The organism is Aquimarina spongiae (genome assembly GCF_900141785.1).
Taxonomy (GTDB): Bacteria; Bacteroidota; Bacteroidia; order Flavobacteriales; family Flavobacteriaceae; genus Aquimarina; species Aquimarina spongiae.
In genome coordinates this window covers 165,992-190,565 of sequence record NZ_FQYP01000010.1, presented here as the reverse complement: position 1 = coordinate 190,565, position 24,574 = coordinate 165,992, and the positions used below count along the sequence as shown (strand labels likewise).

General features: G+C 35.5%; 26 protein-coding genes. 13 read left to right on the top strand and 13 right to left on the bottom strand.

The window, feature by feature from the left end; all coding sequences use genetic code 11:
* Nucleotides 1-2: 2 nt before the first annotated feature.
* A complete protein-coding gene (locus tag BUE24_RS21015) occupies nt 3-386 on the bottom strand; it encodes a hypothetical protein (RefSeq protein ID WP_073320761.1) in 384 nt (127 codons plus the stop codon).
* A 112-nt stretch (nt 387-498) separates the two neighbouring features.
* On the opposite strand from BUE24_RS21015, the gene BUE24_RS21010 reads away from it, so the two are divergent.
* Both BUE24_RS21010 and BUE24_RS21005 read left to right on the top strand, forming a co-directional pair.
* Nucleotides 499-954 carry an Lrp/AsnC family transcriptional regulator gene (locus BUE24_RS21010; RefSeq protein ID WP_073320758.1) on the top strand — a complete coding sequence of 152 codons (456 nt, stop codon included), beginning with the start codon at nt 499-501 and terminating at the stop codon, nt 952-954.
* A 201-nt stretch (nt 955-1,155) separates the two neighbouring features.
* Entirely contained in the window at nt 1,156-2,577 is a 1,422-nt protein-coding gene (locus BUE24_RS21005) for an alpha/beta hydrolase family protein (protein ID WP_073320756.1), read from the top strand.
* Between the two features lie 304 nt (nt 2,578-2,881).
* Here the strand turns inward: BUE24_RS21005 and BUE24_RS21000 are convergent, their stop codons facing one another.
* Nucleotides 2,882-3,643 (bottom strand): DJ-1/PfpI family protein, encoded by a 762-nt coding sequence (locus BUE24_RS21000; RefSeq protein WP_073320752.1) that lies wholly within the window; start codon nt 3,641-3,643, stop codon nt 2,882-2,884.
* Nucleotides 3,644-3,659: 16 nt separating this feature from the next.
* Nucleotides 3,660-4,865: an MFS transporter gene (locus BUE24_RS20995; RefSeq protein WP_073320846.1), complete on the bottom strand. Its 1,206-nt coding sequence runs from the start codon at nt 4,863-4,865 to the stop codon at nt 3,660-3,662.
* A 201-nt stretch (nt 4,866-5,066) separates the two neighbouring features.
* On the opposite strand from BUE24_RS20995, the gene BUE24_RS20990 reads away from it, so the two are divergent.
* Nucleotides 5,067-5,615, top strand: a complete 549-nt coding sequence (locus BUE24_RS20990) for a DUF1684 domain-containing protein (RefSeq protein ID WP_244548191.1) — start codon at nt 5,067-5,069, stop codon at nt 5,613-5,615.
* Nucleotides 5,616-5,677: 62 nt separating this feature from the next.
* On the opposite strand, the gene BUE24_RS20985 is transcribed toward BUE24_RS20990, so the two are convergent.
* The 4 genes from BUE24_RS20985 to BUE24_RS20970 all read right to left on the bottom strand — a co-directional run bounded on the left by BUE24_RS20985 (nt 5,678) and on the right by BUE24_RS20970 (nt 8,898).
* Nucleotides 5,678-6,790, bottom strand: a complete 1,113-nt coding sequence (locus tag BUE24_RS20985) for a porin (RefSeq protein WP_073320840.1) — start codon at nt 6,788-6,790, stop codon at nt 5,678-5,680.
* A 257-nt stretch (nt 6,791-7,047) separates the two neighbouring features.
* Complete coding sequence (locus BUE24_RS20980) at nt 7,048-7,386, bottom strand: P-II family nitrogen regulator (protein WP_073320749.1); 339 nt, start codon at nt 7,384-7,386, stop codon at nt 7,048-7,050.
* Between the two features lie 42 nt (nt 7,387-7,428).
* The gene (crcB, locus tag BUE24_RS20975; protein WP_073320837.1) at nt 7,429-7,794 is read right to left on the bottom strand and encodes a fluoride efflux transporter CrcB; all 366 of its coding nucleotides are present in this window, start codon (nt 7,792-7,794) and stop codon (nt 7,429-7,431) included.
* A 69-nt stretch (nt 7,795-7,863) separates the two neighbouring features.
* Complete coding sequence (locus tag BUE24_RS20970; RefSeq protein ID WP_073320746.1) at nt 7,864-8,898, bottom strand: SRPBCC family protein; 1,035 nt, start codon at nt 8,896-8,898, stop codon at nt 7,864-7,866.
* Between the two features lie 180 nt (nt 8,899-9,078).
* On the opposite strand from BUE24_RS20970, the gene BUE24_RS20965 reads away from it, so the two are divergent.
* Complete coding sequence (locus BUE24_RS20965; RefSeq protein WP_073320741.1) at nt 9,079-11,124, top strand: dipeptidyl-peptidase 3 family protein; 2,046 nt, start codon at nt 9,079-9,081, stop codon at nt 11,122-11,124.
* Between the two features lie 68 nt (nt 11,125-11,192).
* Here the strand turns inward: BUE24_RS20965 and BUE24_RS20960 are convergent, their stop codons facing one another.
* The 4 genes from BUE24_RS20960 to BUE24_RS24295 all read right to left on the bottom strand — a co-directional run bounded on the left by BUE24_RS20960 (nt 11,193) and on the right by BUE24_RS24295 (nt 14,704).
* The gene (locus tag BUE24_RS20960; protein WP_073320738.1) at nt 11,193-11,819 is read right to left on the bottom strand and encodes a response regulator transcription factor; all 627 of its coding nucleotides are present in this window, start codon (nt 11,817-11,819) and stop codon (nt 11,193-11,195) included.
* Nucleotides 11,816-13,573: a sensor histidine kinase gene (locus tag BUE24_RS20955; RefSeq protein ID WP_170864651.1), complete on the bottom strand. Its 1,758-nt coding sequence runs from the start codon at nt 13,571-13,573 to the stop codon at nt 11,816-11,818. Before BUE24_RS20955 ends, BUE24_RS20960 begins: the two co-directional genes overlap by 4 nt.
* Nucleotides 13,574-13,796: 223 nt before the next feature.
* A complete protein-coding gene (locus tag BUE24_RS20950) occupies nt 13,797-14,330 on the bottom strand; it encodes a hypothetical protein (RefSeq protein WP_073320732.1) in 534 nt (177 codons plus the stop codon).
* A gap of 182 nt (nt 14,331-14,512) precedes the next feature.
* On the bottom strand, nt 14,513-14,704 hold the full coding sequence (locus BUE24_RS24295) for a hypothetical protein (RefSeq protein ID WP_073320729.1): 192 nt from the start codon (nt 14,702-14,704) through the stop codon (nt 14,513-14,515).
* A gap of 44 nt (nt 14,705-14,748) precedes the next feature.
* Between BUE24_RS24295 and BUE24_RS20940 the strand changes: the two genes are divergently transcribed.
* On the top strand, nt 14,749-15,135 hold the full coding sequence (locus BUE24_RS20940) for a pyrophosphohydrolase domain-containing protein (protein WP_073320726.1): 387 nt from the start codon (nt 14,749-14,751) through the stop codon (nt 15,133-15,135).
* A gap of 57 nt (nt 15,136-15,192) precedes the next feature.
* Here the strand turns inward: BUE24_RS20940 and BUE24_RS20935 are convergent, their stop codons facing one another.
* The gene (locus tag BUE24_RS20935) at nt 15,193-16,260 is read right to left on the bottom strand and encodes a branched-chain amino acid aminotransferase (RefSeq protein ID WP_073320723.1); all 1,068 of its coding nucleotides are present in this window, start codon (nt 16,258-16,260) and stop codon (nt 15,193-15,195) included.
* Between the two features lie 221 nt (nt 16,261-16,481).
* Here BUE24_RS20935 and BUE24_RS20930 point away from each other — a divergent pair, with 221 nt between their 5' ends.
* The 3 genes from BUE24_RS20930 to BUE24_RS20920 all read left to right on the top strand — a co-directional run bounded on the left by BUE24_RS20930 (nt 16,482) and on the right by BUE24_RS20920 (nt 18,634).
* Entirely contained in the window at nt 16,482-16,943 is a 462-nt protein-coding gene (locus BUE24_RS20930) for a DUF4920 domain-containing protein (protein WP_244548190.1), read from the top strand.
* A complete protein-coding gene (mnmC2, locus tag BUE24_RS20925) occupies nt 16,943-17,629 on the top strand; it encodes a tRNA (5-methylaminomethyl-2-thiouridine)(34)-methyltransferase MnmC2 (RefSeq protein ID WP_073320720.1) in 687 nt (228 codons plus the stop codon). Before BUE24_RS20930 ends, mnmC2 begins: the two co-directional genes overlap by 1 nt.
* A 99-nt stretch (nt 17,630-17,728) precedes the next feature.
* Complete coding sequence (locus BUE24_RS20920) at nt 17,729-18,634, top strand: TIGR01777 family oxidoreductase (RefSeq protein WP_073320716.1); 906 nt, start codon at nt 17,729-17,731, stop codon at nt 18,632-18,634.
* A gap of 56 nt (nt 18,635-18,690) precedes the next feature.
* On the opposite strand, the gene BUE24_RS20915 is transcribed toward BUE24_RS20920, so the two are convergent.
* Nucleotides 18,691-19,365 (bottom strand): YceI family protein, encoded by a 675-nt coding sequence (locus BUE24_RS20915; RefSeq protein WP_073320712.1) that lies wholly within the window; start codon nt 19,363-19,365, stop codon nt 18,691-18,693.
* Between the two features lie 164 nt (nt 19,366-19,529).
* On the opposite strand from BUE24_RS20915, the gene BUE24_RS20910 reads away from it, so the two are divergent.
* The 5 genes from BUE24_RS20910 to BUE24_RS20890 all read left to right on the top strand — a co-directional run bounded on the left by BUE24_RS20910 (nt 19,530) and on the right by BUE24_RS20890 (nt 24,562).
* The gene (locus BUE24_RS20910) at nt 19,530-20,075 is read left to right on the top strand and encodes a nucleotide exchange factor GrpE (RefSeq protein WP_073320709.1); all 546 of its coding nucleotides are present in this window, start codon (nt 19,530-19,532) and stop codon (nt 20,073-20,075) included.
* A gap of 7 nt (nt 20,076-20,082) precedes the next feature.
* Nucleotides 20,083-21,195, top strand: coding sequence for a molecular chaperone DnaJ (gene dnaJ, locus BUE24_RS20905; RefSeq protein ID WP_073320706.1), 1,113 nt, complete (start codon nt 20,083-20,085; stop codon nt 21,193-21,195).
* Between the two features lie 248 nt (nt 21,196-21,443).
* Nucleotides 21,444-22,373: an ABC transporter ATP-binding protein gene (locus tag BUE24_RS20900; RefSeq protein WP_073320702.1), complete on the top strand. Its 930-nt coding sequence runs from the start codon at nt 21,444-21,446 to the stop codon at nt 22,371-22,373.
* Nucleotides 22,366-23,667, top strand: coding sequence for an ABC transporter permease (locus tag BUE24_RS20895; protein ID WP_073320699.1), 1,302 nt, complete (start codon nt 22,366-22,368; stop codon nt 23,665-23,667). The genes BUE24_RS20900 and BUE24_RS20895 overlap by 8 nt, the downstream gene beginning before the upstream one ends.
* Before the next feature lie 4 nt (nt 23,668-23,671).
* Nucleotides 23,672-24,562: a mechanosensitive ion channel family protein gene (locus BUE24_RS20890; RefSeq protein ID WP_073320696.1), complete on the top strand. Its 891-nt coding sequence runs from the start codon at nt 23,672-23,674 to the stop codon at nt 24,560-24,562.
* The last annotated feature ends 12 nt before the right edge of the window (nt 24,563-24,574 follow it).

The following is a 24,574-nucleotide window of genomic DNA, read 5'->3' as shown; positions in this document are numbered from 1 at the left end:
TCTTAAAGAGTCATTACCCAACTTCGCTGTAGTTTCCTGAATTTTCTTAGTTCTTTACGAAGTAGGATGACAAATTCTTTTCCATTGCTCTCAGACTGTTCAAGACGTTCGCAATTTCTATACAATTTGTTAGTAATACGGATCAAAGAATTTGCATGACGAATTCTATCATCCTGAAACGTCTGATTTTCTGCATTAATAATGTGAGGGGCAAGCGCATCAGATTGCCTTACAATGTCTCCAGTAAAATAAACATGAGGGTTTTCGTCACCGTTATGTTGTAGTGGAGCCAAATCTTCTACAAGGTAATTGGAAACACTTCTGGAGAGCGTAAAAATCTCCCGTGCTTTTTGATACAGTCTTTTATTTTTGGGTTGTAAATTCATAACAATTTCTATATCAAAAATACTGCATTTTTTAAGATTTTTTCTTTAGAAATTAAGGCGATTAATTATATTTACCTTATAATTTAAATATTAATTGCTTTTTTGGGTTAAAATGAAAATCGACGCTATAAATTGGGAAATATTACATTGTCTTCAAGAAAATGGACGACTCTCTAATGCAGAGATAGGAAGGAAAATTGGACTAAGTTCGCCGGCAGTAGCAGAGCGCATCAAGAAAATGGAAGATTACGGTATTTTGCAGGGGTTTAGAGCAGATGTTTCTTACACAAAAACAGGATACCAACTCAAAGCAATGATCACGCTGAAAGCATTTATGGGTAGATTAAAACCTTTTATGCTTAAAGTTCCAGAGTTTAAAGAAGTATTGAATTGTTATCGTATAACAGGTAATGAGAATATTATTATGGAGGTAGTTTTAAGAGATCAACTACATCTTCAGGAGTTTATCGATCGGTTGATTACTTACGGAGAAGCAAAAACGCATATCATTCTTTCTAATTTGGTAGAAAACAGTCCAATTATGGATCACGGTGGAGAAGCGGTTTAGGAAAACTTTGGCATAAGATTTGTAATAATTAAGACATATAGGGATAGTCTTAATCTTGTGTGAGGACATTAGTTTGGGAAGCTAAAGAGAGTACAAGGGGAAGATGAAAAACACCTGAATTTGTTCAGGTGTTTTTTTTATAGTAATTTTTGACTTTGGTGGCATCTTTTTTGTGGTGTTATCACAGTAAAAAAAGCTATAGTGCGAGCATCTTTAATTAAAAACAATATTCTACTTCTTTTTTTGTTAGCGTCCTTCTTTGGGTATGCGCAAAGTCAATTGGTATTAACCAAGGGTAGAGTTACCGATTCACTTGTGGTACCTGATACAAAGAATACATTTAGTATCTATTTGCCTAGAACATATGATAAAAATAAAAGTTGGCCGATTATTTTTGGTTTTGACTCTTCAAACAGAACCAGCAATATTGCCAGATTTTATCAAGCTGCCGCAGAAGAATTAGGATATATTATTGCTGTTACCAATTTTACCGAAGAGCAATCGGCCAGAGATAGGGCAAACTATGTAGCCGTTTTTATGAAGCATATTTTTTCTTTGTTTCCCATTCAGATAGGAAGGGTTTATGTAACAGGGGTAGGTGATGATGCCAAATTTGCAAGTTTACTCCCTTTGGGATATCCCGATAAAATTTTTGGAGTAATCGCTATTGGTGATAGTTATTTTTATGATTCAAGAATTAACTTAAATAAAAATTTTACACATTTTGGGATACTCAATACGCATAACTACCGATTTAAAAATTTCCAGGCCAATAAGAACTTTTTAAAGAGAAGAGCAGTTCCTGCGGATTTATTTGTTTATGAGGGGGGAGGAGAATTTCCTGCTCAAGAGCTTATAAAGAATGTGTTAACTGCTTTAACCAGACAAGCCATGCTCAAAGGAAGAGTAGCAAAAGATTCTATTTGGATTCAAAATAGTTTTGAGAAAAGCTTACAAGAAGTTGATGGTTATGTGTCAAAACGAAAATTCTTAAAAGCGTATGAAGAACTAAAAAGAATCCGTATTGATTACAATCAATTTTTTGACACAGACTATTTGAAAGAAAAACAGAAGGAAATTAAAAAGTTAAATGGTTTTAGGAAAGAAAAGCGATTGCGATCAAAATATGCCATCAAAGAAAATTATTTGAGAGAATCTTATTTGTTCTCTGCCGAAGAGGATATTGCTTTGTTAAACTATAGTAACTTGGGTTGGTGGCAATATGAAATGTCTAAGTTGGATACCTTGATCGCCAAGAAAGAAAAATATGGACATGATATGGCAATTCGAGTAAAAAGGTATGTAAATGCAATTATCAATAATTATAAAATCACTGCAATAAAAGAAAATGTGAATTTGGAAGCGCAATTGTTTTTGAACATTTTTAGCACTATTGTTAATAAAGAGGATTTTGATTCCTATAAAAAGATCATTTCTTTAAGTGCCAGAGACCTGGATAATGAGACGGCTTTGTTTTATCTAGAGAAGATGTTGCAGAACGGTTATAGGGATTTCGATGCTTTGTACGAAATAGAAGGAACCTTAGCTTTAAAGATCACTAAAAAATACAATGAGTTGATCGAAAAATACCTCGGAAATTCTAAATACTTCTTTTCAAAATAAACTGAAATCATAAAATTTTGTGTATTTCATCGAATTTTTGTGTTTTTTGTCGGTGAAAATTTTGGTTTTACAATTATTTTACATTAAATTTACTTCAACTTAAAAATACTTGATGTGTCGCCTTCAACTAACATTTTAAGCTGAGTGACGATTCGGATTTAAAATATTAGTTTGGAATACATCAGGGACAAATTAGGTGTGAGGACATTAGTCTAAAGACCCCAAATCTTGAAGCTAAAGAGAGTGCGTAATTTGACCCTACAAATAGAAGTGTCTACCTAGTGTAGGCACTCTTTGTTTTTGGCTATTTGATTACAATATGAGGTACTTCTTCCAGTCTCCAATCAATTACTAAACCACCCGCCAAGGATCTTGCAATATCAGCACCATAGAGATATTCACACAAATATAAAGCAGCTTCAAAACTCTTTGCACCCCCCGCAGAAGTAATGTATTTTCCATCATGAACAAATAGTACATCTTTTCTTATGTCCAGATCAGGGAACATACTTTTCATTTTATCGATATCACTAGGGAAAGTCGTGGAGACAGCATTGTCCAAAAGCCCTGCCTTGGCAAGTACAAAAGCCCCGTCACAGTGCGAAGTCATGTACAAGGCATTTTGATCTGCCTCCTGCACAAAGCGGATCATTTGCTCATCATTCAAATCAGTATCCAGATGATGTTCTGCACTTGGGACAACAAGAATATCGATTTTTGGTAATTCATCTTTAAGGTAATTATAGTCAGGAATAATTTTTACCCCTTCAAAAGTGGTAATAGGATGATCGGTATTCGCTACCGTAAAAACATTCATTTGCTTAATGTTTTTGCGATATTGGGTATGCTGAAAAATATCATAAGGAGCCGTAAACTCTGTATTGTAAGTACCATCCATAATTAAAAAAGCCACATTATACCGATTGTTTTCTAGCTTAGGGAAAGTCTTTTTTTGTTCTGGTTTTTTTTCGCCCTTTACAGTTGTAGTGCTACTTTGTGGGTTATTGTTAGTGCAACTTGATAAGAGAATAGCTGCTATGCAGATTAAAAATGAAAGTTTTTTCATAAATATATTTTTGAGTCTATTTGTTAAGGGTAAGCCCACGTTTTACCATAAAAAGTAAAAAGGTACCAATACCGGCCATAACAGCCATAAACATCCAGCCGTTATCATAACCAAAATTAGCAATAAATTGCATTCCAGAATTATGCCCAAAGATATGGGCTACCGAGAAAGACATGCTGTACAATCCCATATACGCTCCTTGTCGTCCTTTTTTTGATCGCTCTAGAGCAAAGGCGTTTCCAAATGGAAATGCTACCATTTCTCCCAAAGTGGCAGCAATCATACCTATGATCAAAATGCCTGCCCAAGGTGTTATAAGTAGTAAGATAAAACTAATGCCAGTTAATATAAATCCATTGATGACGTTACCCACTTTTGATGTATTTGTTCTCTCTAAATAGGCAATAAGTGGCATTTCGAAGAAAAAGATAAGCGCTCCATTCATTGCCAGTAACAAACCGATGTTTTCTTCAGATAGTTGATGTACTTCTTTGTAATAAAGGGGGATAGTTGAGAAATATTGCACAAAAATGAATCCGAAAAGCGCCAGGGCAATCAAGAATACAACATATAGTCCATCGTTAAGAGGAGAAACAGGGTTTTCTACAGGGATTTCCTTATCCAATTCTCTTGCTTTTCTGGGGTTAAGGGTTTGGATCATAACGATACCAGCGATCAAACAAGTAACTCCATCTACCCAAAACAATCCAGAATATCCCATAGTGGCGATGATCAAACCTCCTATTGCCGGACCAGCAGAAAAACCTAAATTAATGGCAAGTCTTATAAACGTTAAGGATCTTGTTTTGTTTTCTGGTTTGCTGTACGCGCTTAAGGCTACAAAAAATGCAGGACGGGCAGCATCTGCTATAGCAATAAGCACAAAGAAACTTATGCAAATACTCCAAAAACTTGAAAATAGCTGAACTACAAAAAAAGCAATCCCTGTTAGCAATAATGACCCCAGAATTACTTTGTAGTATCCTAAGATATCACTGAGTTTACCCCCTAACCAAGCGCCAAAAAAGGATCCTAATCCATAACTGGTCATCACCCAGCCGATTTGTTCTTTAGTGAAATCAAGGTTATCAGATAGGTAGAGGGATAAAAATGGTATCACCATTGCTCCGGCTCTGTTGATCAATGTGATCAGTGCGAGCCACCATACCTCCCTGGATAAGCCCGAAAACGAATCCTTATAACGTTGTAAAATTTTCTTCAAGAAAAGGGTGATTTTTTGGTTGTTCAATCAAAATAATCGATAAAAATAGTTTTTTATCTAGTTTCTTAAACAATTTTATCAAAATTAATTAGTTAACTCATTGTAAATTGTACTTTTGCAAAAAAGTAAGGAGTAGTGTATAAACTGGTGATCATCGCGTTCTTTTGTTTTGTCAATGTTTTTGGGCAAGAAGTATCGAACGTGCAGCGAATTTTATCGTTCCAGGACGAATTAAACCACGAATTTGCTGCTGAGGAAACTTCTCCATTATCTCCCAAGGATTTAAAATCATTCAAAACCCTCGATTTTTTTAAGATTGATACTAGTTTTTGTTTTAAAGCAAAGTTTGTAAGAACACCATACGAGACTCCCTTTATCATGAAGACAACAACAGGGAGAGAACCGCTCTATGTAAAATATGCAGAAGCTCATTTTGAGTTTCAGGATAAGAAATACACGGTTAATATCTATCAAAACCAGGGGTTGACAACAGAATCCGAGTATGAGAATTACTTATTTTTACCTTTTACCGATTTGACTAATGGCGAAACGACTTATGCAGGTGGACGTTTTATAGATTTAAGTATTCCGGAAGGAGATGAGATTCTCATAGATTTTAATACTGCTTACAATCCGTATTGTGCCTATAATGATCGGTATTCTTGTCCTATCCCTCCAGAAGAAAATCACTTAAATCTATTGATACCGGTCGGAGTCAAAAAGTATAAAAACTTACCTACAACTCACTAAAAAAAGCGTCCTGAATATTCAGAACGCCTTGATTTAAACAAACAATATATTTACAGATATTATTAGAATTTGTAAATAGCTCCTAGTACGAAAGATGAAAGACTTTTGGTTAATTCTCCATCGTTATCGGTAAAGAAATCTTCCGAGGTAGAATCTAATCTAACTTCTGGTTTTAAAGTTAAATCTCCTATGTCATAACTACCAGTAAGAGTAGCAGCAAATACAGTCCCATCATTCTCATCATCAAGTCCAATAACATCTACTAGTCCATTATTATATACTCCAAAGTATTCTCCTCTTAATCCCAAAGTGAATTTTTCAGAAGTTTTGTATTGTGGATATAGCGCAACTCCGTAGAAACCTGAAGCATCTCCATCTTCTTGTGGTTCTGTAGATAAGTAAGTGGCGTTAACTCCTAGATAAAAGTCTTCTGATACATCCCATCCTGTGGTTAAATCTGCCTGAAATGTAGGTCCAACTTCTCCTGGTTCTCCTTCGTTACCATATCTGAAGTTTAAGTATGCACTACCAGTATCTCCAGAATACCCTACTTGTGCTCCAATGATATAGGTGTCAAACGGATTGTTCTCAGTATAGTCTGTTGGGTTCATAACTGCTAACATAGCAGACCATTTTTCGCTTAACGCAAAATCTGCTTTAAGTCCGGTGTGTGAAAAAGGCCCGTAAGAGAACATATATGATGTAGAATAGTTAAAGTTTCCTGTTGGAGAAATAACTTCATAACCCAAAAAGGTGTTGAAGTTTCCAAAAGTAAGAGTTACTTTTTCTGATACATTCCAGTACGCATACAATTGGTTAACAATTTGAGAAGAACCATCAGACAAGAATACAGCGTCTTCTCCTCTTGGTCCAAATACTAAATCTGCAACGAACCCTACTTTATCTCCTTCATACCCCAAAATCACATTCGCCATACCTAACGCAAATCCACTCTGATTAGCAAAAGATGTAGTAGGAGCGACTGAATTGTCATTAGGTGCGCCAAAATTATATCTGTAGTAGCCGTCAATAGACCCCGATAAGCTTACTTTGGATAATAATTTTTCTACCGCCGATTCGGTTTCTTCTTCTTGGGCAGTAGCATTAACACTTAATAACACAAAAGCCAGTAAGAATACTGGTTTCAAAAAATTTGTTACGGTTTTTGTTTTCATAATAAACATTAATTACTGTGATAATTTGTTTTTAATTGGTGTTGTAAAACTATGTTAAAAGAATTTTACCCCAATAAAAAAGTGGGTATAACTACGTATTTTTACGTATTTTTAATTTTATACCCTAAAAAAATTAAGGTTTATTGTTAAAATCGATAAATTTTGAGAATTTGAAAGTAGGGTTTAGCGTATTTTTCCGGAAATCAATCAAAAAATTGACTTCAAACCTGTACTTGTTAAGAAGTTTGTCTTGAAAATCAATTAAGTGCTTGATCTCCTTTTTCTCCAGTGCGAATCCTATAGCTTTCCTGTATATCAAAAATGAAAATTTTTCCATCCCCAACTTCTCCTGTTTTAGAAGTTTCAAGAATGGTTTGCACTGTTTTTTCTTTTAACTCTTCTGTTACCACAATAGACAGGCATCTTCTTTGGATATCGCTGGTGCTGTAGCTGATGCCTCTATAGACGTTTCCTTTTTTTTCATTGCCTACTCCTGTAACGTCCCAATAGGTAAAAAAATCGATGCCAATACTGTGTAATGCGTTTTTTACAGCGCCAAATTTTGATTTTCTGATAATAGCTTCAATTTTTTTCATAATTCTTGGGTTGATGGTATAGAAAATCCATTTTTGGGATATCTATTTGGTAATGAATACGCCTAAAAATACAAAAAGTAAGGCAACGCTAATAGAGCCTATGGTATAGATGGCGAAGGAAAGGAAATCTCCGGATCTAAGAAATAGATGATTCTCGTAAGCGAAGGTGGAAAAAGTAGTAAATCCACCACAAAAACCAGTAGTAAGTAATAGTACAGTTTGTTGCGAAAGTGTGGTGTTTCTTGCTGCAAGCCCCAAGATAATTCCGATTAGAAAGCTTCCTAATACGTTAGCCACGAATGTTCCATAAGGAAAACTCCAGGAAATCGAACTAAAGTACTTGTGAATCAGGTAGCGAGCAATACTGCCCGTGCCACCTCCTACAAATACCAATAACAGTTGTTTCATCACCTTTAGATTAAAAAGAACCTGCATTTCCTATACAAAAGAAATGCAGGCTGCAAATTAGTGTTTTTATTATTTTATGGGGATATAAATTTCGGTGATATACTGTGCTGGGTTGGGTTGTAATTCTGGATTAGTTCGATACACTTCAAATGCAGCAGATTGTGCGTTCAATTCTAAACCATTATCTGCTATATACTTATAACCTGCTTCCCAAGCTTCTTTTAGATTTCCGTAATCGCCAGTTAAGGTAGTTTTTACAACTTTCTGTCTAGGAAGAAAATCACAAAGTATAGGACTGTCTTTAGGAGTTACTACTTTATCCCTGGTAGGAATAGCGGTTGAATAAATTGCTGTACTTTGTTCTTCATTAAATTCATTGTAAATCGTAAAAGGCATCCCGGTTTGTGGTAGATTATTTTCTATCATATAGCTGTTTACAGCAGGTAGCATTTGTGCCATTTTCTCAGGAATTACCGCAATCGAAGAAGCAGTTGCGCTATACATGTAGAATCCTCCGCCATGTTCTGTAACACCATCCACATTAATCGCATATTCTTTCATTTTTTCATTAACATAAGCATCTAACTTTTCTAAACCTCTACTGTACATGGGTTTGATCATTTGAGACAGGGTACTGTCCTGTGTTACCCAAAATGCTTTTTCCATAAAAGATTGCTCTCCTTTCATGCCCCAGGTGACCTTGGTTTTTTTACCTTCTATTTTTTCAAATTTCCAGTACACGTCACTAGCACTTTCTCCCATCGGAGTAATGAAAGTGATTTTTTGATCAATGCTGGTAAATGGAGCAGCTTTTACGGTGCTCATTCTTCCGTCACCCTGGATTTCGCTTTTCCAACTATAAGAGGCTCCTTCACCACTGGTTTTTTCGGCATATTCCATAATTAGATCATCGGATTCATCCATCCAAGGACCCCATTTTTCCCATGTTTTGTATTCATTAATAGTATTAAATAACAACTCATCTGGAGCCTCAATTACCCGGCTTTCTTCTGCTTGATATTTGCCATCGATTGTTGCAACATACACGGCGCCACCAATGATTATTAATAATAATAAAAAGAACAAATACTTGATTATTTTCATGTCAGTCAGTTTAGATTGTTTGATTAGCTAATATAACTAATTTTTGCATCCTATTATTTTGTTACATTTGTCAGAATTACTAAATCGGTTTATGAAGTAATTTTCGATACACTCTTTTATCCCAAAAAGAATGCAATTTGTAAGATTAATTTTACCTCATAAACTAAAAACAAACAAACAATGAAACTCAACAGATTATTATTTTTTATCATGTTCGCTACACTATTTGTGGCGTGTAAACAGGACCCAAAAGTACAGGATCAAATTGAGCAACAGGAAGAAAAAGTTGCAGAAGAGAAATTTGATCATGTAGTAGAGCAGTTTGCTGATCTAAGAATATTAAGATATCAAATCCCAGGTTGGGATAACCTAACCCTTAAAGAACAAAAACTAGTGTATTATTTAACTCAGGCTGGTTTAAGTGGGCGTGATATTATGTGGGATCAGAACTACAGATATAATTTAAGAATTAGGAAAGCTCTTGAAAAAATCTACCGTACTTATGAAGGTGATAAAAATGTTGCAGATTGGAAAGCTTTTGAAACCTACCTTAAAAGAGTTTGGTTCTCTAATGGAATCCATCATCATTATAGTAATGATAAGATTAAACCAGAGTTTAGTCAGGATTATTTAAGTACGCTTTTGGCTGCAACGAACACTGAGTTAGAGAAAGAAGCTTACGAAGCAATCTTTAACGATGAAGATGGTAAAAAAGTAAATCAAGGAAAGGGGATCGATAATGTTGCCCTTTCTGCGGTAAACTTCTATGGTCCAAATGTGACCAATGATGATGTAACTTCCTTTTATGCCAAAATCAAATCTCCTGATAAAGATAAACCGTTGTCTTATGGATTGAATTCTCAGTTGGTAAAAGAAAATGGAAAACTGGTAGAGCGAGTGTATAAATCCGGAGGATTGTATGGTTCGGCTATCGATGAAATCATCAAATGGTTAGAAAAGGCACAAGGAGTTGCCGAAAATAAAGCACAAGGAGATGCGCTTGGATTGTTAATCCAGTATTACAAGACAGGAGATTTACAAATATGGGATGATTATAACGTGGCTTGGACAGCCGCTACCGAAGGAAATATTGACTATATCAATAGCTTTATTGAAGTGTACAACGATCCATTAGGGTATAGAGGATCGTATGAGACTATTGTAGAAATCAAAGATTTTGATATGTCTCAAAAAATGGCAGTATTGTCTGAGAATGCTCAGTGGTTCGAAGATAATTCACCACTTATGGAAGAGCATAAGAAGAAGAATGTAGTAGGAGTTACCTATAAAGTAGTAAATGTAGCCGGAGAAGCGGGAGATGCTTCACCTAGTACCCCTATAGGAGTAAATTTACCTAATGCGAACTGGATTAGAGCTGCCGTAGGATCAAAATCTGTTTCTTTAGGAAATATTATTGGTGCTTACAACAATGCCGGAGGTTCAGGCCGTTTAAAGGAGTTTGTACATGATGATGAAGAATATAAGTTAGAAGAGCAGTATGGGCAACTAGCCGATAAATTGCATACCGCGTTACACGAAGTTATTGGACATGCTTCGGGTCAATTGAATCCTGGGGTTGGAGAGACCAAAGAAACGTTAAAAAATTATGCGTCTACAATGGAGGAAGGACGTGCTGATCTTGTAGGATTATATTATTTAATGGATCCAAAATTACAGGAGCTTGGTTTGGTTGAAGATTGGGAAAAAGTGGGTAAAGCTGCTTATGATGGATATATCAGAAATGGATTAATGACCCAATTAATTCGTCTAAACCTTGGAGATGATGTAGAAGAAGCGCACATGAGAAACAGACAGTGGGTAAGTGCCTGGGCTTTTGAACAAGGAGCTAAGGATAACGTGATCGAAAAGGTAACCAGAGATGGGAAAACCTATTTCAATGTAAACGATTACCAGAAATTACGTGAAATTTTTGGAAGATTGCTTCGTGAAACTCAACGAATCAAATCAGAAGGAGATTATGTAGCAGCAGAAGCGTTGGTAGAAGGTTATGGTGTAAAAGTGGATCAAGATGTACATGCAGAAGTATTAAAGCGTAATGAGCAATTCACAGCTGCACCGTATAGTGGATTTGTAAATCCTGTTTTAGTGCCAGAAATGGACGAAAATGGAGAGATTACAAAGGTAAATGTGACTCAGCCAACAGATTTTACTGCGCAAATGCTAAACTATAGTAAAGACTACAGTTTCTTACCAGCAGTCAATTAGTATTGCTTTCAACAATAACAATAAACGCTTCCCCTAAACAGGGGAAGCGTTTTTTATTTCTAAGTCTATTAAAAATCATACTTTTTCTCGATAGCGTATCGCAGCAATTCTCCTTTTCCTTGCAATCCCAGTTTACGAATGATGTTTTTACGATGGGTCTCGATGGTGGATACCGAGTTGAAACGAATAGCAGCAATTTCTGAAGAGGTTTTGCCTTGACCTATTAACTTGAGTACCTCACGTTCACTTTTTGATAATACTTGTTTTTTTTCTTGAGGCTTAGCGTCTTTTGATAATAAAGAAGGGTCAATTGCGGCATCAAAATAGGTGCCTCCCTGAGCTACTTGTTGTATCGCAGTTAAAACTTCATCTAAAGGTGAGTTTTTTAATAAATATCCGGAAGCCCCTGCATTGACCATTTGTTTTATGGCATCTTCCTGATCAAACATAGAAAAAGCAATGACTTTGATACTAGGGAACTCTTTTTTGATGATGTTGGTAGCTGCAATACCATCAATTTTAGGCATTCTAATATCCATAAGTACTACTTTTGGCTGCTTACGTCGTACGATGTTAAGTAATTCTTCTCCATCATTTGCTTTCCCGACTATACTGATATCATCTTCGTATTTTAGGAGTAATTGTACTCCGTCTATTAAGGATTGATGGTCTTCGGCTATCGCTACGGTGATCATATCGGTATGTTTATGATGATATTGGTTCCTTGATTAGGCGTAGAGTCAATTTCAAAGGTGCCTTCGAGATGTTCTACACGTTTTTCGATGGTTTTTAATCCCATTCCATCTTTATCGACAATTGTTTTAGGATCAAACCCTTTTCCGTTATCTTCTATAATAATGTTTAACAATGATTCATGGTTGGTAAGAGAAACATGAATTTCATTGGCCTCGGCATGTTTGATGCAGTTAGTAATCAACTCCTGGATCATTCTGAAGATAGAAATTTCTAGACTGTTGTCTAATCGTTCATCCAATCCATAGTCCTGTACTTCTACCTGTATTTGGTCGCTACTTGAAACTTTTTTGGCTAGATTTTTAATGGCGGTTAACAATCCCTGATTAGCCATAACACCACTGTTTTTTTCGTGAGCTATAGTGCGTACTTTTTGATAGGCTTCGTCAAGTAAATCATTGGTTTTTCCATACAACTCTTCAATATTTTCAATTTTTGGGTTGTTGTGATTGTTTTTTAGGTGATCAAAATGTAATTTGACAGTGGCCAAGGTACTCCCCAGATTATCATGCAAATCATTAGCTAGTCGTTGGCGTTCTTTTTCCTGGCCTTCTATCATCGCATCGATAGCCGCGAGTTCTTGATCTTTTAATAGTTTTTCGGTTTTTTGAATTTCGATTTCTTTTTCCTGTTCGGCGATACGCTGTTTGCGTTTGGTGTTCTTGTATATAAGAACACCTATACCAACTCCGATCATAAGTAAGGAAATTGAGCCGATCCAAAGTAACCGTTGTTCGTGTTGTTTTTTGTCAATTTGATTTTGTAGGATGAGGTTAAGTTTTTCTTTTTCTGAAACATCATATTTTGCTTGGAGCTCTGTAGTGGCCTTTTCTCTTTCTAAAACGCTCAAACTATCTCCATATAGTTTATGTAACTCTAAGTAATAAAAGGAAGAATCTTTTTGATTTTGTTGCTTATAAATACTATATAGATCTTTGGAAACATTATTCCTGATGTGAAGTTTTCGAGATGAAATAGTGTCTTTTAAAGTTGCTAACAACCATTTTTTTGCTAATTCTAAATCGTTCTCATAGTAATAAGTTCTAGCTATATTATATTTATATGTAGCTTGAAATAATTTGTTCTTTTTGCAGTTACATATTTTTAGACCTAAATTGTAATAATACCTTGCTGAGTCCTGAATTTTAAGATACTCGGCAAAAATAATTCCTTTATGAAAGTATGAATTGTTTAGTAGGGAACTGTCATTAAGCTTTTTTGAGTATTCAATACTTTCATTAAATTGCTCAAGTGCAGATAATGCTTTTTGATTATAGTGATAATGTTTTCCTAACGCATTATGATAACTATTTGTAAACCTGTCATCAGCCAATGAGTCTTTTATTTTTGTATAGATATAAATCCAGTTTTCCACATTTTCTTTGTATTGATTTTCACTATATAATAAAAGTACTCTTTGGTACAGAAAACTGAGGTAATAAGGTTTTTTAATGTGGTTTATGTATTTTTTGGAGAAGAAATAATTATTTAGAGCTTTGTCGTAGTTTTTGTTGACTTCATATGCATATCCTTTCCATAAATAATATTGGAATAATTGAGATGGTAATGTTTCTTTATCAATCAATTTTTCAGCTTTATCTAACCAATAAATACTAGAATCCTTATTGAAAACATGTGCATAAATTTTACCGAGAAAGATTGGATAATCTATTTGGGTAGAGTCTTCTTCATACATTTTAACGATTAAACTTTTAGCTTTTTGATATTGTTTACTTTTAAATAAAGTTTCTGCTTTTAATAAAGGTGAATTTGTCCCTTTAGGGAAGACAGATGATATAGTAGCGAAAAAAAAAAGTAATGTAATAGAAAGTCGCAAGGTGTTCTTATAAAATGTGAGAAAAAATCTAGTGTACACATTCCAAAATACAATGTAAAGGTATTTTGGAATGTATGTTTTTTTAACCCCCGTTGCTATTAGAGTTTGGTGGTATTGTGCAGCTATCATTCGATTCATTGTCGAATACTAAATTAGGGTTTTCCAAAATTGGGATCTCTTTTTTTGCGTCTCTATTTGGAGATATTAACTTTTCCTCTTCTAGATTGGTCTTAAGTTCGAATTCTATTGGATCGTTTTCCCAATTTGGATAATTGTGTAATAAGTAGTTGCCAGGTCTTCTGCCGTCTATACTGCTGTTGTCGATTACCTGTGTCTTTATGACTATCATATTAATTTTGTTGTTGTTGTAGGCATTTTTGATACTAATACAACAAAACTTAATATTGCTTTTGCCTGGTTTTTCATTACAAGTTAGTTTGAAATTGAGAATATATATTCCCGAGTAAGCCTTCCGAAATTCAGCTTCCACATAAACTGAATTATGGTTTACATTAATAGGAATAAATACACGCATTGTACTTTCTGTAGGATCTGGATTTGGCACTGAAACGGCTACTTTGAGCTCTGGTCTAAAATAAAAATGTTTTTTTTTCATTATTGAGAGATTAGTTATTTAGTTCACTCCAAAACTCTAAAAAAAGAGCATTGCAATCCATACCCATTACAGGGTATATTGCATTCATGACGATAAAAACGCGAGCATTCAAACATCACTTTTTGAAAAAAGCGATATTCTTTCTAATGATTATTTGATTGAAAACCAGGGGTATGTACGGTTTATTCTGGTTGTAAATACGTTTTTAACGCAAACAACAACAAAATAAAGATAATAAAACCGATCAAAATGAAAAGACTGCCCTTGTAATATTTGCGATGAAGTTTTAGATCTTTTCGGTAGCTAAAAATCATTAAAATAACAAAAGCAACTACAAAAAGACCGGCAAATATTAACTGACCCTGACTAAACATAAATTCTTATTTTTACCGCAAAGATAATTTATAAAAACATACGGATGAAGGATAAAATTGCTGCAGTACAAGAATTTCATACAGCTTTTGAGATTGGATATAAAAATGAACCCATTGCTGATCTGGGGGAAGCAAAAAATACACTTCGGTTTAATCTTATGAAAGAAGAAAACGAAGAGTATTTTGAGGCGGCTCAAAATAATGATTTGGTAGAAGTGGCCGATGCTCTTGAGGATATGTTGTATATCTTGTGCGGGACTATTATCGAGCATGGGATGCAGCACAAAATAGAAGAGGTCTTTAATGAAATACAACGAAGTAATATGAGTAAACTAGGCGAGGACGGAAAGCCTATTTATAGAGAAGATGGTAAAGTGTTGAAGGGACCAAATTATTTTAAACCCAACATCAAAGAAATTTTAGATCGTTAAATAAAAAAAACTCCAGTGATAACATCTGGAGTTTTTTGTTTATATATTTTTGAGAGCTTATACTTTTTGTCTCCAGCCAAAAGGATCTTCGGCTTTATTGTATTGTATGTCCATCAATGCCTTTTTGAAGAAATCAGCATATGGCTGTTCTTGCTTTTCAATTTCATAGTGGTCTCCCTGATAACCAAAAGCTTTAATTGGGCTAACGACTGCAGCAGTTCCGGCTCCAAAAACTTCTTTTAAAGTTCCATTTTTTGCAGCCTCTACAATTTCACTTACTTTCACTGGTCGTACTTCTACTTTGATGCCTTCTTTCTCGGCCATAGCGATTAGACTCTTGCGGGTTACCCCATCTAGAATACGATCACTTACCGGCGCAGTAAGCAAGGTGTCATTTACTCTGAAGAATACATTCATTGTACCTGCTTCTTCCATATACTCATGTGTATTGGCATCGGTCCAAATAACTTGCTGATATCCTTTTTCTTTGGCTAATTTGGTTGGGTAAAACTGTCCAGCATAATTTCCTGCCGCTTTCGCATATCCAAAACCTCCATTGGCTGAACGGCTAAATTTTTCAGCAACCAAAACACTTACATCCCCGCTATAATAAGATTGTGCAGGTGAGCAAATGATCATAAATTTATATTCGTCCGCTTCAGAGGCAGAAACACTAGCTTGGGTTGCAATTACAAACGGTCTTATGTATAGCGAATTACCATATCCCGGTTTAATCCATTCGTTATCTAACTTCAATAGGGTGTGTAATCCTTCAAAGAAATATTCTTCTGGGAATTCTGGTATAGCTAAACGCTCTGCGGATTTATTGATACGTTTAAAGTTTTCATCAGGTCTGAATAAAAATGTATCTCCATTATCATCCTTATACGCTTTCATTCCTTCAAAAACAGCTTGTCCATAATGAAACACACGTGCAGACGGTTCTATAGTTAATAGTCCATAAGGAACAATTTTTGGAGATTGCCACTCACCATTTACAAAATCACAGACAAACATATGATCGGTAAAAATTTTCCCGAAATTTAGATTTTCAAAATCTACTTGTCCAATTTTGGACTCACTTGCTTTTTTAATTTCTATCTGCTGAGAGATTGTGTTTTTCATTCTATTCGTTTTTTAGTGATCAAACCAATATATTCAAGCTCGAAATATCTTATATTCAGTCTAATATTTAGATAATAACTAACATGAACCTATAAAGTACGCAAAAATACCCTTTTCTCCTAAAATAAGAATTCTCAAAATGCGTAATTTTGTAACTGATGACAAATAATTATAAAATAATGAATAAAATCCAGCTTTTTTTAACGGTATCACTACTAATTATGATTAGTTGTACAAACAATCAAAAGGACTCTTTTGCTTTTCAGGAAACGACTATAGAAAATTATTCATCTTATGGTGGCAAGATCGTGAAAGATCAGATTTTTTATCAAGGAGCCTTAGCAGAAAAATATCAAGAAATGAATGTGGGAGATACCTTAGACATCGCTTTTACCAGTACAGTAAATAATGTTTGTAAAGCCAAAGGATGTTGGATGAAACTGGCGATCAATAAGGATGAGGAAACTATGGTAAAGTTTAAGGATTACGGTTTTTTTGTGCCTAAGGATATAGAAAATGACACTGTAATTGTTCAGGGCAAAGCATTCGTGACAGAAATGTCTGTAGAAGATCAACGTCATTATGCAAGCGATGCCGGAAAAAGTGAGGAGGAAATTGCTGCGATTACCAAACCAAAAAAGACCTATTCTTTTGTAGCAGATGGAGTTTTAATTAAGAACTAATGCAACAAGAGCAAAAGCGAGAAATTATTACCACCGGCGATGGGTCCAAAACTATTCATCTCCCAGGGTGGAATGAACAGTATCACTCTAAACATGGTGCGATTAATGAAGCGCAGCACGTGTTTATAAAACAGGGTTTTCATCACATTCTTCAATTACACGCTTTTGAGGAGTTGCATATTTTGGAAATAGGATTTGGAACGGGCTTAAACGCATTTATCACATTTTTGGAGTCCTTAAAAAATAAACAGAAAGTGAATTATGTCGGGGTAGAGGCCTACCCGGTTACTATTGAAGAAGCCAATGTGATGAACTATGTAGAAGCCCTTCAGGTTACTGATCAAAAAGCTACTTTTGATGAATTGCATACGTCACCTTGGGAAACTGAAACCGAAATCTCTAATGATTTTAAGTGTACCAAACGCAAACAGTTTTTCTCTGAAATAAAAGATGAAAACTGCTTTGATCTGATTTATTTTGATGCTTTTGGTGCCAGGGTGCAACCTGAGCTATGGACAGTTTCAATTTTTACGAAAATGTTTAGGGCCTTAAAAGATAATGGTGTTTTGGTGACTTATGCTGCAAAGGGAAGTGTAAGAAGAGCAATGCAGGAGGTTGGTTTTACTGTAGAACGCCTTCCCGGACCACCCGGTAAAAGGGAAATGTTGAGAGCAAGCAAACTTTGATGTCCAGTTCTGTTTTCCCTTCTGAACGATTGTTAAACCTATAATAAAGATATAGGTTTTATACCCTGACGATAGTATTTTGCAGCAAAATGTATCACCATGAGGGTTCTAATTACAGGAGCTACAGGTTTGATCGGCCAAGAGATCGTAAAGCTATGTCATCAATCAAAGATTGATGTGAATTACCTTACTACGAACAAAAGTAAGATTAGTAAAAATGAATCTTATCAGGGTTTTTACTGGAATTTGGAACAAAATGAAATAGATACTAACTGTTTCAAAGATGTTGAGGTGATCATTAATTTGGTGGGAGCAACAGTTGCCAAACGCTGGACTTCTTCTTACAAGCAAGAAATCTTAGATAGTAGAACCAAATCGGCGGACCTATTGATAACTTCCTTGAAAAATATTTCGCATACCGTTCGGCATATTATTTCTGCCAGTGCTATTGGAATCTATCCCGATTCATTTCAAAATTATTATATGGAAAATTCTCCTGAAGAGGATACTGGATTTCTAGGGGAGGTAGTTAAGAAATGGGAAGATGCTGTACTCCAGTTTAAGGATTTGGGTATAGAAGTGAGTTTGTTGAGAATTGGTTTGGTACTGTCTGATAAAGGCGGGGCTTTTCCAAAAATCAAGAAACCTATTCAATATGGGGTAGGGGCCGTATTTGGTAGTGGTAAACAATGGCAAAGCTGGATCCATGTATCAGACCTGGCCAATATGTTTGTGCATGTTTTGAAAGAAGAACTGACTGGAGTATATAATGCGGTAGCACCGAATCCTGTCTCTAATAAGAAATTGACAGATACTGTTGCCAATAAGTTAAATAAAAATATTGTATTGCCAGGCGTTCCCAGGCTTACTATGAAACTGGTGTTGGGAGAAATGCACGTACTTCTTTTTTCGAGTCAGAGAGTTTGTAGTGACAAAATTGCAAAAACGGGGTTTGAGTTCGAATACGATAATATCACTTCTGCGGTTAATGCGTTAATTCCATAAATAAAAAAGCCGATGTTAAACATCGGCCTTATATTATTTCTTGTATACCTTATTCTTTACGAAGTAGGGTTGGCCTGAATGCTAATTTTAAGCTCGATATCATCATTGATAAATTTGTCACCTAAATTTTCAAAAATAGATTTCGAACCGTAATTAACTCCCCAATCCGTACGATTAATAGTAAAAACCTCACTAGTCATTGATACTCCGTTTGGATCTACTTTACTTGATACAGGAACCGAAATGTTTTTGCTGATTCCTTTGATGGTTAAGTTACCAGAAAGCATTGTTTTTCCTGCTTCTTCCGTAACTCCAGTAACTTCAAAAGTAGCTTTTGGGAATTGAGCTACATTAAAAAAGTGATCTTCTTTTCCTTCACCTTCTCCTTTTAAATGTCCTTCTAACCCAGCTTTTTCATCACCTTCAAGGTCTGTAACTGTAATTGTGTTCATATCGATTACAAAAGATCCACTTTGTATTTTTCCAGTTTCAGTAGTTACTTCTCCACCCGATAATTTGATGGTTCCAGTATGTAATCCGGCAGGTTTTTTTCCAGTCCATTCTATTACACTCGACACTGTGTTTACTGAATAGGTTAATGCCGTTGCAGGTGCTTCTCTTACCTCTTCAGCATCAGAAGTCTCAGTTTCGTTTTGCTTTTCTCCTTTGCAAGAAGAAGCCGAAAATATAATCGCCAGTACTGCTAATAAGTTAATTAGTTTAGTTTTCATAGATAATTCTTAAATAGTTAAAACGTTTTCAAAATTATTTTTTTTCTTAACATATACTTCTTAAATATATACTAAAATATTCCTGTGACATTATGACATTAATTCAAAAATGGCAGTACTTTTGCTACTTCAAATTGAAAACTTATAATTAGGTACTTGTTACAATGAGTGATAAAAATAAAAATACAGAAGAGGTAAAAGATCAGGTAGAAGAGATACTTGATACGCAAGATACAGAAGAGCAAACCACTGAAGAGGTAGATGTTGAGGTGAAATTGCAGGAAGAACTAGATAAAGAAAAAGATAAGTTTTTAAGACTTTTTGCAGAGTTTGAAAATTATAAGAAACGTACGTCAAAAGAACGATTAGAACTTTTTAAGACAGCAAGTCAGGATGTAATGGTTTCTATGTTACCTGTTTTGGATGATTTTGACAGAGCTTTAAAGGAAATTGAAAAATCAGAAGATAAGGAGTTGATCAAAGGAGTGGAGTTAATCCATAACAAACTTAAGGAAACTCTAAAAGGAAAAGGTCTTGAACAGATTGAAGTAAATGCGGGAGATGCTTTTAATGCAGATGACCACGAAGCAATTACTCAGATTCCTGCTCCGAGTGAAGATTTGAAAGGTAAGATTGTAGATGTGATCGAAAAGGGTTATAAACTGGGAGAGAAAGTAATTCGTTTCCCAAAAGTAGTAACCGGACAATAATTAAGGTATGAAGGAAGATTTTTATGACATACTAGGTGTTAGCAAAAATGCTAGCGATGCCGAAATAAAAAAGGCATATCGCAAAAAAGCTATTGAGTTTCATCCCGATAAAAACCCTGGTGATAAAACAGCCGAGGAGAAATTCAAGAAAGCTGCAGAAGCCTATGAAATTTTAAGTGATGCTGATAAAAGAGCCAGATATGACCAATTTGGGCATCAGGCTTTTGAAGGTGGCGGTGGCTTCGGAGGCGGAGGCGGAATGAACATGGATGACATCTTTAGCCAGTTCGGAGATATTTTTGGAGGTGGCTTTGGCGGTTTCGGTGGCTTTGGCGGCGGCGGAAGACAACGTCGAGTAAAAGGAAGCAATCTTCGAATCCGAGTAAGGCTTACACTGGAAGAGATTGCTAATGGAGTTGAGAAAAAGATAAAGGTAAAACGTAAAATTCAGGCGCCAGGAACTACCTACAAGACTTGTGGGACCTGTAATGGTACTGGACAGGTAACACGTATTACCAACACCATTTTGGGTAGAATGCAAACTGCTACCGCATGTTCTACATGTGGAGGTGCCGGGCAAATCATTGATCATAAACCAGTAGATGCAGATGCTCAAGGATTAAAAGTTACAGAAGAAACCGTAAGTATTAAAATACCACCAGGAGTTGAAGATGGAATGCAGTTGAAAGTTGCAGGAAAAGGAAACGAAGCACCTGGTAACGGTATTGCAGGAGATCTTTTGGTAGCTATCGAGGAGCAAGATCATCCAGAATTGCAAAGAGAAGGGAACAATCTACACTATGATTTGTATGTAAGCTTTTCTGAAGCAGCACTGGGTACTTCAAGAGAAATAGACACAGTATCTGGTAAGGTGCGTATCAAAATAGAAGAAGGAGTGCAAAGTGGAAAAATCTTGAGACTAAGAGGTAAGGGGATCCCGAGCCTTAATGGATATGGTAAAGGAGATTTGCTGGTACATGTTAATGTATGGACTCCAAAAACCCTAAACAAAGAACAAAGAGAGTTTTTTGAAAGAATGGCCAAAGATGATCACTTCAAGCCAAATCCTGATAGTGGAGAGAAATCATTTTTCGAGAAAGTGAAAGATATGTTTTCTTAACAAAATCAGTTGATTATCGTTGAAAGAATCATTTGTTTGATATTAACTTTTGATTAAGAAAAATTCGTATATTTGAAACATCACTAGCGCATTTAGTGATAATTTTTCTTTTTCATAGCAATTTTTTTCCCATCCTTAATACTTGTATTTAGGGTGGGTTTTGTTTTAATAGGCATATATTAGCATAAGTTTTTTAGTTTTCGTATCATGCGGAGCTGATAACAACCACAATTATATTTTTACACTTTATGACTAATCTTTTAGAGGTACAAGGAGCATCCAAACGATTCGGTAGCTTTACGGCACTGGATAATGTTTCTATAGCAGTACCAAAAGGGAGTATTTTTGGGCTATTAGGTCCCAATGGAGCTGGTAAAACTACATTGATTCGTATTATTAATCAGATTACACTTCCAGATGAAGGAAAGGTGTTTTTGGATAACGAACCTTTAAAAAAAGAACATATTCAGGATATAGGATATCTTCCCGAAGAACGTGGTTTGTATAAATCGATGAAAGTAGGAGAACAAGCCTTGTATCTGGCCCAACTTAAAGGATTAAGCAAAAAAGAAGCAAAAGATCGACTAAAATATTGGTTTGATAAGTTTGAAATTTCACACTGGTGGGACAAAAAGATACAAGAGCTTTCCAAAGGAATGGCACAAAAAGTACAATTTATAGTAACAGTACTACATCGACCGAAGCTGTTAATTTTTGATGAACCCTTTAGTGGCTTCGATCCTATCAACGCCAATGTAATTAAGGATGAAATTCTACAATTGCGAGAGGAAGGCGCTACAGTTATATTTTCTACCCACCGCATGGAAAGCGTAGAAGAACTATGTGATCATATTGCATTGATCAACAAGTCCAAGAAAATTTTGGAAGGCGAAGTTTCGGATATCAAAAGAAAATACAAATCCAATACTTTTGAGGTTGGGTTACTCGCAGAAAGTGAAAATGGATTGTATGATGAACTTAAAGAAAAATTCCAGGTAGTTCCAGCCGATTTTAAGACCATAGAAGAACAACTAAAGTTGAAAATCACTTTGGATCAGAGCACATCTTCAAATGATTTATTGGGATATCTGTCCACTAAAGCACAAATTCTTCGGTTTAACGAAGTGATCCCAAGTGTAAACGAAATTTTTATTAAAACCATCTCAGAAAATGAATAATCTCAAATTAATAATTCAAAGAGAATTTATTGCTCGTGTTCGTAACAGAACTTTTGTGGTTATGACTTTCTTAAGCCCTCTCATCTTTGTGGGGATGATTGCTTTGATAACATGGTTAGCTACGCTTAATAATGAAGAAGTTCGACAAATCGCCTTTTTTGATGAAACGGGAATGTTTACTTCCGATTTTAAAAATTCGGATAACGTAACCTACATAAACTATAGTGATCTTAGTTTGAACGACGCCAAAGATTCGGTAGTCATCAAAAAGCTTTATGGATTACTTTATATTCCGAAGAAAGGAACAAACAAAGAGCTTGCTTCTTCTGTTCAGTTCTATGCGGATGATGCTCCAAATATTTCCATCCTCAATGGGATTGAAGATATTATCGCTTCAAAGCTTACCAACCAAAATTTTGAAGAAAAGGGGTTGGATCTCAATGTGATCGAAAATTCGAGAGCAAGGGTTAATATTTTGATCGAAAATTTTTCTGGAGAAAAGACATCAAAAATGACAAATTATGTGAAGATGTTTTTTGGAGGTGCTGCAGGGTATTTTTTAATGATGTTTATCATTATTTATGGTAACATGGTGATGCGATCGGTAATCGAAGAGAAAGCAAATCGAATTATTGAGATTATTATTTCATCGGTAAAACCATTACAATTAATGATGGGTAAAATCCTGGGAACATCTTTTGCAGGAATCCTTCAGTTTTTAATATGGGTGCTTTTAGGAAGCGTTTTATTATTTATCGCTACCTCGGTTTTTGGAATAGAAGCACAAACTCCCACAGGTATAGATCCTTCTATAGCACTACAAGAAGATCATCAAGAAGAAATACAATTGTTACTTCAGGATATATTGAAACTCCCGTTAGGTACTTTGGTAATGGCCTTTTTTGTATACTTTGTAGGAGGCTATTTCTTATATAGTTCTATCTATGCTGCTATTGGCGCTGCAGTAGATAGCGAAACAGATTCTCAACAATTCATGCTGCCTATTATTTTGCCATTGATGCTGGGGATTTATGTAGGGTTCTTTTCGGTTGTAGAAAATCCACATGGTACGGTCTCTACTGTCTTTTCCATGATTCCATTAACTTCTCCCATCGTAATGCTAATGCGCATTCCTTTTGGAGTAAATTGGTGGGAAGTATTGATTTCTATCCTTCTGTTATTCGGAAGTATTATATTTATGGTATGGCTGGCCGGAAAAATATACCGCGTAGGTATCTTGATGTATGGGAAGAAGCCTAGTTATAAAGAGTTGTACAAATGGTTAAAGTATTAGTGCAATGATACAAGAAGAAATCACAGAACAGGTAAAAGAAGTAATCCAGGAAGATGTTTGGGGTGCGATAAAAGAATTTCTGGGCTACGAAATATTTCATTTTGGTCCCGATGATCATCCCTTGGTGCTTACGGTAGGTTTGCTGCTATTTGTGATTTTTGTATTGTTGATTACTTCCTTCTTTTTAAGGGTATTTAAAAGATTCCTGACACGGAAATTGAATAGTGACGATAAGCTGAAATTTGAATCCGTTTTTTCGTTTTTAAAGTATTTCATTTATATCGTCGTTATTTTTGGTACACTGGACGCCATAGGTTTTAATATCACCGCCATTTTTGCAGCTTCGGCAGCACTATTGGTTGGAGTGGGTCTGGCTTTGCAAACTTTTATTCAGGATATTCTCTCCGGGATATTCATTTTTGTTGACAAAACCGTTCATGTTGGGGATATCATAGAACTGGAGGATAAAGTAGGTAGAGTAGTAGAGATCAAACTCAGAACAACTAGAGCGGTTACCATAGATAACAAGGTGCTCATTATTCCTAATCATAAATACATGACCTCTTCATTGTACAACTGGACTCAAAATGGAGCGTTGACACGAGAGTCAGTAAGCGTTGGGGTGGCCTACGGAAGTGATACGCAATTAGTTAAAGAATTATTGATCCAGGCGGCATTGTCGAATCCTCATGTGTTGAAACAACCAGAACCCTTGGTGTTGTTTACGGATTTTGCAGATAGCTCACTAAATTTTAAAGTCATTTTTACGATCAATGATAGTTTTCAGGGAGTAATCCCTAAGAGTGAAATACGCTTTGAGATTGATCGTTTATTTAGAGAACACAATATCAATATTCCGTTCCCGCAACGAGAGGTTACTATTGTTAAAGAATAATCTACCATTGAA

Coding starts and splice junctions, on each gene's coding strand:
- BUE24_RS21015 (WP_073320761.1), bottom strand. CDS start 386: ATGAATTTACAACCCAAAAATAAAAGACTGTATCAAAAAGCACGGGAG.
- BUE24_RS21010 (WP_073320758.1), top strand. CDS start 499: ATGAAAATCGACGCTATAAATTGGGAAATATTACATTGTCTTCAAGAA.
- BUE24_RS21000 (WP_073320752.1), bottom strand. CDS start 3,643: ATGAAAAAACTTTCATTTTTAATCTGCATAGCAGCTATTCTCTTATCA.
- BUE24_RS20985 (WP_073320840.1), bottom strand. CDS start 6,790: ATGAAAACAAAAACCGTAACAAATTTTTTGAAACCAGTATTCTTACTG.
- BUE24_RS20980 (WP_073320749.1), bottom strand. CDS start 7,386: ATGAAAAAAATTGAAGCTATTATCAGAAAATCAAAATTTGGCGCTGTA.
- crcB (WP_073320837.1), bottom strand. CDS start 7,794: ATGAAACAACTGTTATTGGTATTTGTAGGAGGTGGCACGGGCAGTATT.
- BUE24_RS20970 (WP_073320746.1), bottom strand. CDS start 8,898: ATGAAAATAATCAAGTATTTGTTCTTTTTATTATTATTAATAATCATT.
- BUE24_RS20965 (WP_073320741.1), top strand. CDS start 9,079: ATGAAACTCAACAGATTATTATTTTTTATCATGTTCGCTACACTATTT.
- BUE24_RS20960 (WP_073320738.1), bottom strand. CDS start 11,819: ATGATCACCGTAGCGATAGCCGAAGACCATCAATCCTTAATAGACGGA.
- BUE24_RS20955 (WP_170864651.1), bottom strand. CDS start 13,573: ATGTATGAAGAAGACTCTACCCAAATAGATTATCCAATCTTTCTCGGT.
- BUE24_RS20950 (WP_073320732.1), bottom strand. CDS start 14,330: ATGAAAAAAAAACATTTTTATTTTAGACCAGAGCTCAAAGTAGCCGTT.
- BUE24_RS24295 (WP_073320729.1), bottom strand. CDS start 14,704: ATGTTTAGTCAGGGTCAGTTAATATTTGCCGGTCTTTTTGTAGTTGCT.
- BUE24_RS20940 (WP_073320726.1), top strand. CDS start 14,749: ATGAAGGATAAAATTGCTGCAGTACAAGAATTTCATACAGCTTTTGAG.
- BUE24_RS20935 (WP_073320723.1), bottom strand. CDS start 16,260: ATGAAAAACACAATCTCTCAGCAGATAGAAATTAAAAAAGCAAGTGAG.
- BUE24_RS20930 (WP_244548190.1), top strand. CDS start 16,482: ATGATTAGTTGTACAAACAATCAAAAGGACTCTTTTGCTTTTCAGGAA.
- mnmC2 (WP_073320720.1), top strand. CDS start 16,943: ATGCAACAAGAGCAAAAGCGAGAAATTATTACCACCGGCGATGGGTCC.
- BUE24_RS20920 (WP_073320716.1), top strand. CDS start 17,729: ATGAGGGTTCTAATTACAGGAGCTACAGGTTTGATCGGCCAAGAGATC.
- BUE24_RS20915 (WP_073320712.1), bottom strand. CDS start 19,365: ATGAAAACTAAACTAATTAACTTATTAGCAGTACTGGCGATTATATTT.
- BUE24_RS20910 (WP_073320709.1), top strand. CDS start 19,530: ATGAGTGATAAAAATAAAAATACAGAAGAGGTAAAAGATCAGGTAGAA.
- dnaJ (WP_073320706.1), top strand. CDS start 20,083: ATGAAGGAAGATTTTTATGACATACTAGGTGTTAGCAAAAATGCTAGC.
- BUE24_RS20900 (WP_073320702.1), top strand. CDS start 21,444: ATGACTAATCTTTTAGAGGTACAAGGAGCATCCAAACGATTCGGTAGC.
- BUE24_RS20895 (WP_073320699.1), top strand. CDS start 22,366: ATGAATAATCTCAAATTAATAATTCAAAGAGAATTTATTGCTCGTGTT.
- BUE24_RS20890 (WP_073320696.1), top strand. CDS start 23,672: ATGATACAAGAAGAAATCACAGAACAGGTAAAAGAAGTAATCCAGGAA.